This is a genomic window from Aquincola sp. J276 (genome assembly GCF_024700035.1).
Lineage (GTDB): Bacteria > Pseudomonadota > Gammaproteobacteria > Burkholderiales > Burkholderiaceae_C > Aquincola > Aquincola tertiaricarbonis.
The window spans coordinates 839,888-855,882 of record NZ_JAJONC010000001.1; the positions used below are offsets into that span (position 1 = coordinate 839,888).

General features: G+C 72.5%; 1 protein-coding gene (cut by a window edge). It reads left to right on the forward strand.

Annotated elements, in window-relative coordinates:
* Positions 1-15,995 carry the 5' portion of a CARDB domain-containing protein gene (locus tag LRS14_RS03990; RefSeq protein WP_310740795.1) on the forward strand. It continues 1,078 nt past the right edge of the window, so only the first 15,995 of its 17,073 coding nucleotides appear in the window; the start codon lies at positions 1-3; the stop codon falls past the right edge of the window.

A 15,995-nucleotide genomic window follows, 5' to 3' on the forward strand; every position in this document is an offset into this window, starting at 1 on the left:
ATGGGGCAGCGCAAGGGCAGCAAGGGCTCGGCAGAGCGTCAGCGCGTGGATGCGCGCATGGAAACCGGCCGGCTCCCCAGCCGGACCTTGCTGCAGCGGCTGCTGCGGCGGGCCACGCAGGAGCTGGCGCCCGCGGAGGAACTGCCCGGCAAGCTGGTCTTCGAGACGGTAGAGCCCCGTGTGCTGCTGTCGGCCGATCCGGTCAGCGCCGCGGCCGCAGCCGCCCCCGCGCCTGCAGCGCCCGAGGTGCAGGGCCGCATCGAGGTGCCGGGCGAGGTCGATCAGTACAGCTTCACGCTGGCCAGCGACGTGCGGCTGGTCTTCGACTCGCTCACGCCGGCCACCGACATCCGCTGGCAGCTCGAGGGCCCCGCCGGTACCGTGGTGTCGCCGCACACGCTGCGCCAGGCCGATGCCGGCAACGCTCCCCAGGCCGATGCGATGTCGCTGGCCGCCGGCAGCTACACCCTGTCGGTGGACGGCGTGGGCGATACGGTGGGCGACTACCGCTTCCGCCTGCTGGACCTGGCGCAGGCCCAGTTGCTGCCGCGTGGCCAGGCGGTGGAAGGCACGCTGGATTCGGCGCGCGAGACCGACCTGTACCGCTTCGATGCCAATGCCGGCCAGCGCTTCTTCATCGACCGCACCGAGGGCGACGACGCCACCTGGCGCCTGCTGGGCCCGGACGGCAAGCAGGTGCTCGATGCACGCGGCCTGGCCCATGACATCGACACCTTCACCGCGCTGCAGACCGGCACCTACACCCTGCTGATCGAAGGCCAGGTGCAGCGGCCCGCCGATGCGGTGACGGCCTATGCCATCACGCTGCACCAGGTGCCGGACAAGAACGCCAGCCTCGTGCTGGGCCAGGCCCGCGAAGCCAGGTTCGACGTGCCGGGCCAGAGCCTGGCCTTCGACTTCCAATTGGACGGCCGCCGCCAGGTGCTGTTCGACCTGCTGTCCGACACGTCCGCCGCCACCTGGTGGCTCACCGGCCCGCATGGCGAGGTGGTGCCGGCCAGCGCGCCGCGCACCGTGGCCTTCAGCGACTCGCGCGACTTCGGCGGCTTCACCGGCTGGGATCCTTCGCGCACCGACCGCCAGGCGCTGGACCTGGACGCCGGCCACTACACGCTGCACTTCGAGGCCGCGGGCGACGCCCGGCCGCACTTCCAGTTCCGCCTGCTCGACCTGGCTTCCACCGACGCCACCTACCGCCGCGCCATCTCGCTGGACGAGGTGGTGGACGACACGCTGGCCACCGGGGCCGAGACCCACCTCTACCACTTCGATGCGCAGGCCGGCGACCAGCTGCTGTTCGACATCCTCTCGGCCACCAGCTATGACGCGCAATGGCGGCTCTTCAATGCCCAGGGCGACCAGCTGTTCTCGCAGTACCTCGGCAGCGACCAGGCGCTGACCCTGGCCGCCAGCGGCCACTACACGCTGGTGGTGGAAGGCCGGCGCAACCGCGCCGATGCCAACCAGCTGCAGTTCGCGGTGCGCCGCCAGGGCGGCACGCCGCCGCCCGCGCCCACCGGCAGCGGCTATGAGCTGGGCAGCGAGGCTTCCGGCACGCGCAACAGCAGCGGCGAGGTGGCCCGCTACACCTTCACGCTCGACCAGACGCGCCGCGTGGTGCTGGACTCGCGCAGCAACAACGACATGGTGTGGCAGCTCACCGGCCCGCGCGGCACGGTGTCGCGCGCGCTGTGGCGCGATGCCGCGTCGTGGTCGGCCAACCCGGTGATGGCGCTGGAAGCCGGCACCTACAGCATGGCCGTCAGCGGCGAGACGGGCGCCTACGCCTTCGCCCTGCTCGACCTGGACGGCGCCGGCACCACGCCGGTGGCCCTGGGCGAGGAAGCCAGCATCACGCTGTCGCCGGGCAACACCTCGGCCTTGGTCTCGTTCGAGGCGCAGGCCGGCAGCGCGGTGTTCGTCGACCTGCTGTCGGCCACCCGCCCCAATGCGCACTGGCGGCTGATCTCGCCCAGCGGCCAGCAGCTGCTGGCGCAGACCGCCAGCGACATGAGCAGCCTGCCGCTGCCCGACACCGGCCGCTATACGCTGTTGATCGAGGGCCAGCGCAGTGAGACGGTGGCCAACACCGTGCGGCTGCGCATCACGCCGCTGCAGGACACGGTCCGGCAGATGGACTTCGGCGAGACGGTGCTGGCGCCGCCGCGCGCGGTGGCCGGCGCGCCGGTGGCGGGCAACGGCGGCGCGCTGGCCTTCGACCAGCAGCAGGCCGTGGTGGTGGACCAGCCCGCGGTGGACCTGCGCGGCGACTTGACGCTGGAGACCTGGGTCCAGCCGCGCGCCTGGTCCGACACCTGGATGCCGGTGGCGGTGCGTGGCGATGCGGCCGCGCAGCGCAGCATGGGCCTGTGGCTCAACGCGGACGGCTCGGTGCGCTGGGAAACCCGCGATGCCGGTGGCGCCCGCGTGGTGACCAGCGCCGCCGGCCTGGTGCAGCTGGGCCGCTGGACCCACCTGGCCGGCGTGGTGGACCGCAGCGGCGCACAGCCCGCGCTGCGGCTGTACGTCGACGGCGAGCTGCGGGGCAGCCTGGCGCTGGCGTCGGCGGCCCCTGCCGTGGCGGTGCAGGGCGCGCTGCGCCTGGGCGCGGACATCGAGAACGCCGGCGACCACGGCTTCTTCGACGGCGCCATGGACGAGCTGCGGCTGTGGAACACCGCCCGCAGTGCCGCCCAGATCGAGGGCCAGCGCGGCGCCACCGTGGCCGCCGATGCGGCAGGCCTGGTGCTGCGGCTGGCCTTGGACGGCGCGCAGGTGCAGGACGCCGGCCCGCTGTCGCTGCCGGTGCAGCGGCTGTCGCCAGTGGCGGTGCCCGCCGGCACCATCGCCGGCCTGCTGGGCACGCCCGGCGAGAAGGATCGCTACAGCTTCATGCTGGAGGGCGGCCGCCGCATCGCGGTGGACGTGCTGCAGAACCTGGGCAACGTGCGCTGGCGTCTGGACGGCCCCGAGGGCCGGCAGATCGGCCCGCGCAGCTTCGACAACACCGATGCCGGCGACGGCCATGCGGTGTTCGACCTGGTGGCCGGCCGGTGGACGCTGACCGTCGAATCCACCGGCGGCGACACCACCTCGCCCTATGCGCTGCGGCTGCTGGACCTGGCCCAGGCCACGCCCATGGTGCCCGGCACAGCGGTGCAGGGCCTGCTGGAGCGCGGCAGCCAGACCGTGGCCTACAGCTTCCAGGGCGAGGCGGGCCAGCGCTTCTACTTCGACGCCATCAGCGCCGGCAGCACGCTGGGCCGCTACCGGCTGGTCAAGCCGGACGGCAGCGCGCTGTGGACCAGCGGCCTGCGCGGCGACCAGGACCACTTCACCCTGCCCGCCACCGGCACCTACGTGCTGCTGGTCGAGGGCGGCCGCCAGGCCTGGCAGCAGGCCACGCCCTTCCGCTTCAACCTGGTGCCGGCGCCGTCCCCGGTGATGGACGTGGTGCTGGGCCAGTCGCACGGCACGGCGCCGGTGCTGGTGGCCGGGCCGGTGGGCCAGGCGCTGCGCGACGTGGCCGACACCCGCGTGAGCGTGGCCAACGGCCCCGACGTGGACCTGCGCGGCGACCTGACCATCGAGGCCTGGATCCGCCCCGACCGCTTCAACGGCAGCTGGATGCCGATCGTGGCGCGTTCCAACGGCACCGCGGCCACGCGCAGCTATTCGCTGTGGCTCAACAGCGCCGGCTACCTGCACCTGAGCACCGCCGACGCCAACGGCAGCAACCGCACGCTGGACACCGCGGCCGGCAGCATCCAGCTGGGCCAATGGACGCATGTGGCCGCGGTGATCGACCGCAGCGCCGCCACGCCGCAGCTGCGCCTGTACATCAACGGCGTGCTCGCCTCCACCGGCACGCTGGACGGCCAGCCGCCGGCCGACAACGGCGCCGCGTTGATGGTGGGCGGTGCGCTGGACGGCGGCCTGTTCGACGGCGCCATCGACGAGCTGCGCCTGTGGCGCGGCGTGCGCAGCGCGCAGCAGATCGACGGGCTCAAGGGCAGCGCCCTCACCGGACAGGAATCCGGCCTGGCGGTGTACCTGCCCTTCGACAGCCTGCAGGACGGCAGCAGCCCCAGCGGCCGGCCCGGCAGCCCGGCGGCCAGCGTCAGCAGCCTGTATGCCGGCCTGCCCGGCACGCTGTCGGGCCTGCTGGCGGTGCCCGGCCAGGTGGACACCTACCGCCTCACCGTGGACCAGCGCCGCCTGGTGGTGCTGGACACGCTGGGCGAGCCCTATGGCCAGGTGAAGTGGCAGCTCAGCGGCACCGGCGGCCTCTCGCGCGGCGGCTGGCTGGCGAACACCGACGGCCATGAAGGCCACACGCTGCTGGATCTGCAGCCCGGCGTCTACACGCTGACGCTGCGCACCGAGGGCGATGTCCGCTCCCCCTATGCCCTGCGGCTGCTGCCGCTGGACCAGGCGCCCCTGCTCACCGATGCCCAGCCGGTGTCCGGCGAACTGGTCCCCGGCAGCGCCACCCAGGCCCATGCCTTCAACGCCGCGGCCGGCGAGCGCTTCTACTTCGACCTGCAGGCGTTGGCGCTGCAGGGCGGGCGGCTGCGGGTGCTCACGCCCCACGGCGACCTGCTGGTGGACCAGGGACTCAACGGCGATGCCGGCGTGTTCGAGGCGACCACCGCCGGCCGCTACACCGTGCTGCTGGAAGGCGCGCGCGGCAATGCCGACCAGCGGGTGGCCTACCGCTTTGCGTTGCACCGGGTGCAGGACACGGTGCTGCCGCTGCAGATCGGCCAGCCGCAGGCACTGACGCCGCCGTGGCGCGGCAGCGGCGCTGCCGCCGGCCTGGACTTCGGCAGCCACTGGCATGTGGCGGTGCCGCCCAGCCCGGCGCTGGATGCGCGCCGCACCGTGTCGATGGAAGCCACGGTGACGGTGGACAGCTTCGCCGCCAGCTACATGCCGGTGCTTTACCTGGGCCGGGGCGATGCCAGCTACGGTCCTGGCCGCAGCTGGGCGCTGTACGTCACCAGTGGCGGCGCGCTGCACCTGAGCACCAGCGACGGCCAGGACCAGTACCTGACCACCGCCAACGGCCTGGTGAAGGCCGGCGTGGCCACCCGCATCGCCGCCACCATCGACCGCGTGAACGGCGTGATGAAGCTCTTCGTCGACGGCGACGAGGTGGCCAGCATGGTGGTGCGCAAGGCCGACATGGTGTCCTCGCCCAGCCGCGGCCTGCAGATCGGCCGCAGCGACGAGTCGTGGAGCGGACTGGCCGCCTTCGACGGCCGCATCACCGACGTGCGGATATGGAACGTCGCCCGGACGCCGGACGAGATCGGGACCAGCAGCGGCCAGCCGGTGGACCCGGCCACGCCCGGCCTGGTGCTGAGCTACGGCCTGCATGAAGGCGCCGGCACCGCCGTGGCCGACGGCGGCCCGCTGGGCCTGCACGGCGAGGTGGTGGACGGCCTGGCCGCCGTGCCGGGCGCCGTGGCCGGGCGCATCAGCCAGCCGGGCCAGAAGGCCACCTACACCTTCGAGGTGACCACCCCGCGCACCGTGGTGATGGACGTGCTGGGCGACAGCGGCTTCCTGTGGTCGCTGGACGGCCCGCGCGGCCGGCTGGTGGACCAGCGCTCGCTGCGCAACACCGATGCCAACGACATCGGCGGGCTGGACGGCTGGTCGGCCGACCCGGGCGCTTCGCAGCGCGTGGTGTTCACCCTGGTGCCCGGCAGCTACAGCCTGACCATCGACCCGCCGGGCGATGCGGTGGGCGACTTCGCCTTCCGCCTGCTGGACCTGGCCAGCGGCCTGCAGCCGCAGCCGGTGCAGACCGGGCAGGACCTCACCGGCACCCTGGCCTGGGGCGCGATGACCCAGGCCCATGCCATCGACGTGACCGCCGGCGACCGCCTGGCGCTGGACAGCCTGGGCGTGCCCAGCGGCCACAACGACCTGCGCTGGCGCCTGATCGCGCCCACCGGCGAGCAGGTCTACAGCGCCTCCTTCGCCAGCGACAGCGGCACGCTGCAGCTGCAGCAGACCGGCCGCTACGTGCTGCTGGTCGAAGGCGGCCGCGCCGACACCTCGCCCAAGACCTACCGCTTCCGGGTGGAGCACCGCGGCAACACCCTGGCCGAGATGCTGCCCGGCACCCACTGGCAGGACGACTTCGACGGCCCGCAGCTGTCGGCCGACTGGCAGGCCGGCCGCGGGCCCACCACGCTGGGCGAGCGGCCGCTGCCGGCTGCCGTCTTCGAGACGCTGGACGGCGCCACCGTGCTGCGGCTGCAGAACAGCGTGGCCAACGGCACGCTCGAAGCCATGTCCAGCCGCCTGCTGGCGCCGGCGGACAACTTCCGCTGGGAGGTGCGCTTCAACACCCTGACCCAGGCACCCGGCGTGGCCTGGGACGAGCCCATCGGCCTGTACCTGGCCGACGCGGTGGACGCCAGCCGCTGGACCGCCGTGGCCCTGCGCAGCAACCCCGACGGCCAGGGCCGCGTGTTCCGCAGCGATGCCCGGCCCTTCGACGGCTTCGGCGAGACGGCCTTCGACTTCGCCAACAACACCTGGTACCGGCTGCGGCTGGAAGGCGGCCCCGGCCAGCGGGTGCGCGCGGTGCTGCTGGACGACCAGGGCCAGGAACTGGCGGCGCGGCAGTTCAGCTTCACCACCGCCGCCTTTGCCAACGGGCTGCGGCTGGGGCTGTACCAGGCGTCCACCACCGGCGGCAGCCTTGCCAGGACCGACGTGGCCATCGACTGGGTGAAGCTGGACAGCACGCCCACCGTGCCGCAGCCGCTGGAGCTGGGCGCGCTGGCCGAGGGCCAGCGCAACAGCAGCCAGCAGCGCGACAGCTGGAGCTTCGAGCTCACCAGCACCACCCGGGTCATCATGGATCCGCGGGTGGATTCCAGCGCGCTGCGCTGGTCGCTGGACGCCCAGGGCCGCGGCACGCTGTTCGAGCGCAATTTCCAGGAGCGGGCCACCGATGCCCCGGGCAATCCGGTGATGGAGCTGCCGCCGGGGCGCTACACCGTGCACATCCACGGCAACACCACCGGCAGCTACGGCTTCCGGCTGGTGAACCTGGGCGCGGCGCTGCCGCTGACGCCAGGCCAGGCCCAGAGCGTGACGCTGTCGCCCGGCCATGCCACCGAGGTGCGCTACTTCGATGCGCAGGCCGGCCAGCGCTTCTACTTCGACCCCCAGGGCGCCACCAGCAACCAGGCCAGCTGGCGGCTGGTCTCGCCCACCGGCGACCTGCTGTTCAGCCGCGCCATCGACAGCGACTTCGACACCCTGGCCCTGCCGCTCAGCGGCCGCTACACCCTGGTGTTCGAGGGCTACCGCACGGCGGGCGCCGAGCCCAACGTGCTGAACTACGGCGTGCAGCCGGTGGCCGACCATGCGGCCACGCTGGTGCTGGACGCGGTGACGAGCCACACCTTCAACACGCCCGGCGGCGTGGCGGTGTACACGCTGGACCTGCAGACCGCGCGCCGGGTGCGCATGGACAGCCTGTCGCCCAGCACCTTCCGCTGGTCGCTCACCGGGCCGCGCGGCACGGTGGTGGCTCCCACGCAGCTGCGCTGGTCCGACAGCGCCGACCTGGGCGGCGCGCTGCTGGAACTGCCGCCCGGCATCTACACCCTGACCGTCGATCCCGCGGGCGACACCGTGGGCAGCTTCGCCTTCCGGCTGGTGGACGTGGCCGGCAGCACCGTGGCCCAGGCCACGCCCGGCACCGCGCAGGAGGGCACGCTCAGCCCGGGCAACCGCTCCGACTTCTACCATTTCAGCGCCAACGCCGGCGACCGCTTCTTCTTCGACCAGCAGGCCGCGCAGGCCACCGGCGGCCGCGTGCGGCTGTGGGGCCCCTACGGCAACCTGGTGTGGGACACCGCGATCGGCACCGACGTGGACGTGTTCCGCCTGGCCGATGCCGGCCGCTACACCCTGGCCTTCGAAGGCGCGCGCGACGAGAGCGCGGCCAACACCTACCGCTTCAACCTGCAGCCGCTGCCCGACCGGGCGCCGGTGCCCATCACCGCCCTGGAAGGCAAGCCCGGCGCGGACCTGACGGTGGAGGACGTGATCGTCACCGCCGTGGGGGGCGGGCCCATCGGCTCCGGTGGCCGCGTGACGGTGAGCTGGACCGACGTGAATGCCGGCGAGTTGCCGGCCGATGGCGCCTGGGTGGACTGGCTGGTCCTCACCCGGGTGGACACCGGCGAGGTCATCGAGACCCGGCGGCTGCCGCGGCCGGCCGCGGACGGCCCGCTGGCCAGCGGCGGCCGCCAGCCGCGCAGCGTGGAGATCACGCTGCCCGAAGGCGCCCGCGGCGCCGGGGCGCTGCGCTTTTCCGTCACCACCGACGTGGACGACACGCTCAGGGAGCACAACCGCGCCGGCCGCGCCGAGACCAACAACCAGACCGCGACGGTGGCGAATTCGGTGCTGGCCAGCTACCCGGACCTGGTGCCGCAGCATCTGCGGGTGGAGCCGGCCGGCGGCGGCTGGACGGCCGGCGCCAGCGTGACCGTGCGCTGGGAGACGGCCAACACCGGCCAGCGCCCGGCCCAGGGTTCCTGGCAGGAAACCCTGGTGGTGCGCAACCTGAGCAACAACCAGGTGCTGCTGACCCGCACCGTGCTGCACGACGGCAGCACGCTGGAAGGCAACGGCGCCAGCCTGTCGCGCAGCGAGACCTTCGACTGGCCGGCCGCCGGTGCGCAAGGCCGCATCCGCTTCGAGGTGACGGTGGACAGCACCGGCCTGCTTGCGGAGTCCAACCCTGCCGGCAGCGGCGAGACCAACAACATCGCCCAGCTGCTGGTGCCCAATGCGCCCGACCTGGTGGTGCAAGGGCTGGAACGGGTGGGCGGCGCGCAGTCCGGCGACACCGTCACCGTGCGCTGGCGCGACGTGAATGCGGGCAACACCGCGGTGCCGGGCAGCTTCCGCGACCGCCTGCGGGTGGTCAACACCACCACCGGCGAGGTGCTGTTCGACCAGGCCCTGCCCTACGACGCCACCGTCTCCGGCCTGCTGCTGCCCGGCCAGTCGCGCGACCGCCTGGCCACCTTCCAGCTGCCGGTGGGCAGCCGAGGCGCCGGCGCCATCAGCGTCACCGTCACCGCCGATGCCAGCCCGCAAGCCGCGGGCACCGTGCTGGAGGCCAATGCCGCCAACGACGCCGAGAACAACAACAGCGCCACCCTCGGCTTCAATGCGCTGCTGTCGGCCGCGCCCAACCTGTCGGTGGTGATCGACGAGGCACCCGATACCGGCCGCGGCGGCACCACCGTCACGGTGAAGTGGACGGTGACCAATGGCGGCGCCCTGCCCGCCACCGGCCGCTGGGTCGACCGGCTGCTGCTGACCACCGACGGCAATCCGGCGCATGCGCTGCTCACCATCGACGTGCCGCACGATGGCCCGCTGGGCACCACCGCCAGCTACCAGGCCAGCGCCCAGGTGCCGCTGCCGCTGCAGCGCAACGGCATGCTGCGCTGGGTGGTCGTCACCGATGCCACCCAGCAGGTGACCGAGCCCGACACCCGGGCCGACAACACCTCCCAGCCGCGCGCCATCAGCCTGGTGGCGCCCTACACCGACCTGGCGGTGCAGCTGGTGCAGGCGCCCACCGTGGCGCTGGCCGGCGCGGCCATCGAGGTGGCCTGGCGCGTGGCCAACGGCGGCGACACCGCCGCCACCGGCAGCTGGAAGGACCGGGTGGTGCTGTCGCAGGACGACGAGTTTGGCAATGCCGACGACATCGTGCTGGGCACCGTCACCTTGAACGGCCCGCTGGCCGCCGGCGCCAGCTATGGCCGCCGCGAGAACTTCCTGCTGCCGCCCGACCTGCAGGGCCCGTGGAAGGTGCTGGTGCGCACCGACCTGGACGGCGCGCTGTTCGACGACGGCCGCACCTCCGACAACCTGCGCGCGGCCGATGCGGTGCTCACCGTCCGTCCCGCGCCGGCGCCCAACCTGGTGGCGCAGGGCGTGAGCGGACCGCTCACGGCGCTGGCCGGCGGCGCCGCCACCGTCACGTGGGAGGTGCTCAACGGCGGCGAGGCCGCCGCCACCGGCCCCTGGGTGGATTACCTCTACCTCTCCGCCGACGGCCAGCTGGCCGGCGCGGTGCTGCTGGGCAGCAAGCAGCGCAGCGGCAGCCTGGCCGCCGGCGCCAGCTATGCCGACAGCCTGCAGGTGCAGCTGCCGGCCTGGGCCGATGTGCAGGCACGCTTGATCGTCGTCACCGATGCCGGCGGCAAGGTGTTCGAGGCCGGGCGCGACAGCGACAACACCCGCGTGGACGGCACGCTGGGCCTGCGCCACCTCAACCTGCAGGCCGGCGGCCTCACTGCGCCGGCGCGGGTGGATTCCGCCCAGCAGCTCACCGTGGGCTTCGACGTCGTCCAGTCGGGCACCGCTGCAGCCAGCGGCACCTGGACCGACCGGCTGTACCTCTCCCGCGACGGTACCGTGGATGCCGGGGACCGGCTGCTGGCCAGCCACACCGCCACGCGCAGCCTGCTGCCGGGCGGCGGCTACCACGTCGATTTCGACGTCACCATTCCCATCGATGCCGAAGGCGCCTGGCAGCTGATCGCGGTCACCGACGACGGCGACGCACTGCGCGAGCTGGGCCACGAGGCCGACAACCGCAGCCTGCTGTCGCTGCAGGCCGACCTGCAGGCCTATGCCGACCTGCAGGCCTTCGACATCGTCGCGCCGACGCAGCTGATCGCCGACCCGGCGCGGGTGACGGTGAGCTGGAGCGTGCGCAACCACGGCACCGGCGCCGGCCTGACCGACGCCTGGACCGACACCGTGGTGCTGAGCACCAACACCGTGTTCGGCGATGCCGACGACATCCTGCTGGGCAGCTTCCGCCACGAGGGCGGGCTGGCCCAGGGCGGCGTATACAGCCGCACCGAGACCATGTTCGCGCCGCCCGGACGCAGCGGCCGCTTCCATGTGCTGGTGAAGACCGATGCGGAGAACCAGGTCTTCGAGCACGGGGGCGAGGCGGACAACACCGACTCGCCCGCCGCCCCGCTCGACCTGATGACCCGACCGTATGCCGACCTGGAGATGGGCGGCGTGTCGGCGCAGGCGAACGCGCAGTCGGGCGGCACGGTGGCGGTGACCTGGACGGTGACCAACCGCGGCATCGGCCGCACCGACACCGACCGCTGGACCGACGAGGTGGTGCTGACCAGCGACGCCGCCGGGCAGCACATCGTCAAGGCGATGGGCTTCCAGCACATCGGCGTGCTGGAGGTGGGCGGGCACTACACCCGCACCGGCGTGGTGTCGCTGCCCGACACCTTCAGCGGCACGCTGTACGCCTTCGTGCGCACCAGCGGCCCGTTCGAGCTGGTGTACACCGACAACAACCGTGCGGCCGCGCCGCAGCCGGTGCAGGTGGCCCAGTCGCTGCTGCCCGACCTGCGGGTGATCGCCATCAGCGGCCCGGCCGACGCCCACGAGGGCGACACCGTCGAGGTGACCTGGGAGGTGCTGAACGACGGCGACGCCCGTGCCGCCGGCAGCTGGACCGACACCGTGGTGCTGGTCAAGGCCGGCGCCGATCCGGCCGACCCGGCCACGCCGCGGCCCATCACGCTGGGCAGCTTCACCCATGCGGCCGGCCTGGGCGCCGGCAACAGCTACCTGCGCACCGAGCGCTTCAAGCTGCCCAGCCGCATCGAAGGCGGCTGGCAGATCCGGGTGACCACCGACGCCGGCAACTCGGTGTTCGAAGGCGCCACCGAGCCGGCCAACAACACCACGCTGGACGATGCGGTGCTGATGCTGTCGCTGCTGCCGCGGCCGGACCTGCAGGTGCAGAGCGTCACGGCGCCGGCGCAGGCCACGGCCGGCCAGACGGTGGCGGTGACCTTCACCGTGGTCAACCGCGGCCCGGTGGCGGCCACCGGCGTGTGGCACGACCAGGTGTGGTTCTCGCCCAGCGGGACGATGCAGGGTGCGGTGCTGCTGGCCACGGTCATCAACGACCAGGCCCTGCCTGCCACCACCGGCAGCTACAGCACCACCGCCTCGGTGGTGATGCCCGAGCGCTACCGCGGCGGCGGCCACTTCCTGGTGGTGGCCGATGGCGGCAATGCAGTGGAGGAATATCCGCAGGCCAACGAGCGCAACAACAGCGCCTCGCGGGCGGTGAACGTGGTGGCCCAGCCCAGCGCCGACCTGCTCACCAGTAACGTCGTCGCGCCCTCGCAGGGCGTGTACGGCGGCGAGATCACGGTGCGCTGGACGGTGACCAACGTCAACGACACGCCCACCAACCGATCGAGCTGGACCGACACCCTCTGGCTCACCCGCGACAGGACCCGCCCCAGCCCCGGCCCGCGCTCGGTGCTCACCGCCGACGGCACGCCGATCCAGATCCCGGGCAACGCCGCCATCCTGCTGGGCAGCAGGACGCACGTGGGCGCGCTGTCCAAGGACGGCAGCTACGACGTGGAGCTGACGGTGCGGCTGCCGCAGCAGATCGAGTCGGGCACCTGGTACCTCACGCCCTGGGCCGATGCCTACGACGCGGTGCTGGAAGACACGCTGGACATCCACGTCAACGCCGACGATCCCAACGAGGAGAGCGGCAACAACTACAAGGCCCGGGCCATCGACATCCTGGGCACGCCGGTGCTGCCGCTGCCCGACCTGCAGGTCACGGCGGTGAGCACCAATGCCACGCCCGACCAGCCGGGCTCGGTGGACCGGCCCTTCGAGGTGACCTACACCGTGCGCAACGAGGGCGAAGGCCCGGCCAACGGGCCGTGGACCGACACCGTGGTGCTGCACGACACGCCGAACCTCAACGACCCGGCGGCCAAGCGCTGGGTGCTGGGCACCTTCGATCGCCCGGCGGGCCTGGCCTCCAAGACGGGCTACACCGTCACCAGAAGCTTCGACCTCTCGCCGGCCGCCAAGGGCTGGTACGTCACGGTGCTGGCGGACACCGATCCGCTGCGCACCATCGCCGAGACCATCGAGAACAACAACGGCCGCACCGTGGCCGCCGAGGTGCAGGCCCGCCCGGCGGACCTGAAGGTCATCACGGTCGGCACGCCGGCGCAGAACTTCTCCGGCGAGAAGGCGCTGATCAGCTGGACGGTGCAGAACGTGGGCGCGGCCGTGTGGTCGGGCACCCGCGCCTGGACCGATGCGGTCTTCATCTCGCCCGACCCGGTGTTCCAGCCCAACAGCAGCCGCACCCGGCTGCTGGGCACGGTCACGCATCCGGCCGGCAGCGGCCTGGCCAGCCAGGCCAGCTACCAGGCCTCGGCCGAGCTGGCGCTGCCCGCGGGCTTCGACGGTCCCTACTACGTCTACGTGCTGACGGACTACCAGCCCAACAGCTATCCCTCGCCCGAGCCCGAGGCCGGCGGCAACGGCGATTCGCGCGGCCGCTACCTGGGCACCGTGTACGAGGCCGCCAACACCGCCAACAACCTGGGCCGCGGCGACATCCAGGTGACCTACCGCGAGCCCGACCTGAAGATCTCGCCCATCACGCTGTCGGCCACGCCGGTGATGTCGGGCCAGACGGTGACGGTGAGCTTCAGCGTCACCAATGCCGGCACGCGGGACACGCGGCAGTCCATCTGGACCGACCGGGTGTACCTGTCGCGCGATCCCTCGCTGGACCCCAACGACCTGCAGCTGGCCAGCTTCATCCGCTACGGCGGCCTGGCGGCGGGGCAGTCCTACCAGCGCGATGCGGTGGTCACCATCCCGGGCGACACCGAGGGCCCGTGGTACCTCATCGCCTTCACCGACAGCAACGTGATCGGCGCCGAGCGCACCGGCCAGGCCGCCACCGTGGGGCTGGGCCAGGTGCAGGTGGGCCAGGACGCGGTGCCCGAGTTCCGCGACGAGGGCAACAACATCGCCGTGAAGGCGGTGGACGTGGTGCTGTCGCCGGCGGCCGACCTGCGGGTGACGGTGGTCACCCCCTCGGCGGCGAAGTACACCCGCGGGCAGCCAATCGACTTCAGCTACACCGTGCGCAACGTGGGCGGCGCGGCCACGCCGGCCGATGCCCGCTGGCTGGACCGGGTGTACCTGTCGGTGGACGGCAACTTCGATCCCAACACCGACCGGCTGCTGGGCCAGATCGAGCACCAGGGCGCGGTGGCCGCCAACGGCGGCTTCTACGAGCGCAGCGGCAGCTTCCGCCTGCCCAACGACCTCACCGGCTCGTACTACCTGTTCGTGGAGACGGACCCCATCACCAGCCCCGGCAGCCAGCCGCGCGGCGCGGTGTTCGAAGGCGGCCTGGAAGGCAACAATGCCGGGCGCAGCGCCGACCCGGTGCTGATCCAGCTGCCGCCGCCCTCGGACCTGCAGGTGCGCGCGGTGCAGGTGCCGTCCACCGGCCAGACCGGCGGCACGGTGAAGATCGGCTGGGACGTGCGCAACGACCACGGCGCCACCGTCAGCGGCCGCTGGACCGATGCGCTGTACCTGTCGCTGGACGACAGCTGGAGCCTGGACGACGTGCTGCTGGGCACGCTGGAGCAGGACCGCACCCTGGCCGCCGGCCAGGGCTATCACGCCGAGAAGACGGTGACGCTGCCGCCGGCGCGCGAAGGCCAGTACCGCATCGTGGTGCGCACCGACCTGCGCGACCAGGTGGTCGAAGGCGTGGACGAGCGCAACAACGATGGCCTCAGCACCGACAAGATCAACCTCACCGTGCCCGAGCTGGCGCTGGGCGACAGCGTCAGCACCACGCTGTCGCCCGGCCAGGAGCGGCTGTACAAGGTGGTGGTGCCCGCCGGCCACACGCTGCGCCTGACGCTGGACGGCGTGGACGACGTGTCCGCCAACGAGCTGTACGTGCGCTATGCCGACGTGGCCACGCCGGCCAGCTTCGACGTCGGCAGCACCGGCGTGCTGGCCGCCGATGCCCGCGCCACCGTGCCCACCACCCAGCCCGGCACCTACTACGTGCTGGTGCGGGGCCGTTCCGGCCCGGCCGCCTCGCCGGTGACGCTGCAGGCCAGCAGCCTGCCGTTCCAGGTCAACGACATCACGGTGGACCAGGGCGGCGACAGCCGCTGGGTCACCACCACCATCACCGGCGCGCGCTTCGCGCCGGGCACGGTGGTGAAGCTGGCACGCGCGGGCATCGCCGAGGTCGAGCCCACCGCCTTCCAGGTGATCGACGCCACGAGGATCATCGCCACCTTCGACCTGCGCCATGCGCCGCACGGCCTGTACGACGTGGTGGTGACGCATCCGGACGGCACGGTGGCCACCCTGCCCTACCGCTACCTGGTGGAGGCGGCGCTGCCGATCGACGTGTCCATCGGCCTGGGCGGCTCGCGCGTGCTGCCGGCCGGCCAGACCGGGGTCTACAACGTCACGCTGAAGAGCCTGACCAACGTGGACACGCCCTACGTGTACTTCAACGTGGGCGCCAGCGAGCTGGGCGACAACGCCAAGGTGTTCGGCCTGCCCTACGTCACCTTCTCGTCCAACGTGCGCGGCGGGCCGGACAACGGCCAGCGCACCGACGTGGCCTGGGCCACGCTGGACAGCGAGACCAACACCACCGGCCGCCTGCTGGCCGCCGGCTATGCGCTGGACCTGAGCGGCGGCGGCAACGTGGGCTTCAGCTTCACCGTCACCTCCTACCCGGGGCTGAAGGCGCTGTACGACCGCGACTTCGAGGGCTACAAGCGCGCGCTCTACGAGGCGCGGCCCGACATCGCCAAGCTCGATCCACTGAAGGACGGCGTGGGCTCGCTGGGCAGCGACCTGGCGGCCTACTTCAGCGACCCGAACGCGAAGCTGAACGACGACTGCGTCGACCTGTTCATGCCCTTCCTGTTCAACGTCAGCGCGGCCGCCACGCCACTGACGCGCGATGAATTCGTGATGCTGCAGACCCAGCAGGCGCTGCGGCTGCGCGACGCCATCCTGCAGGACCCCACCGCCAATGC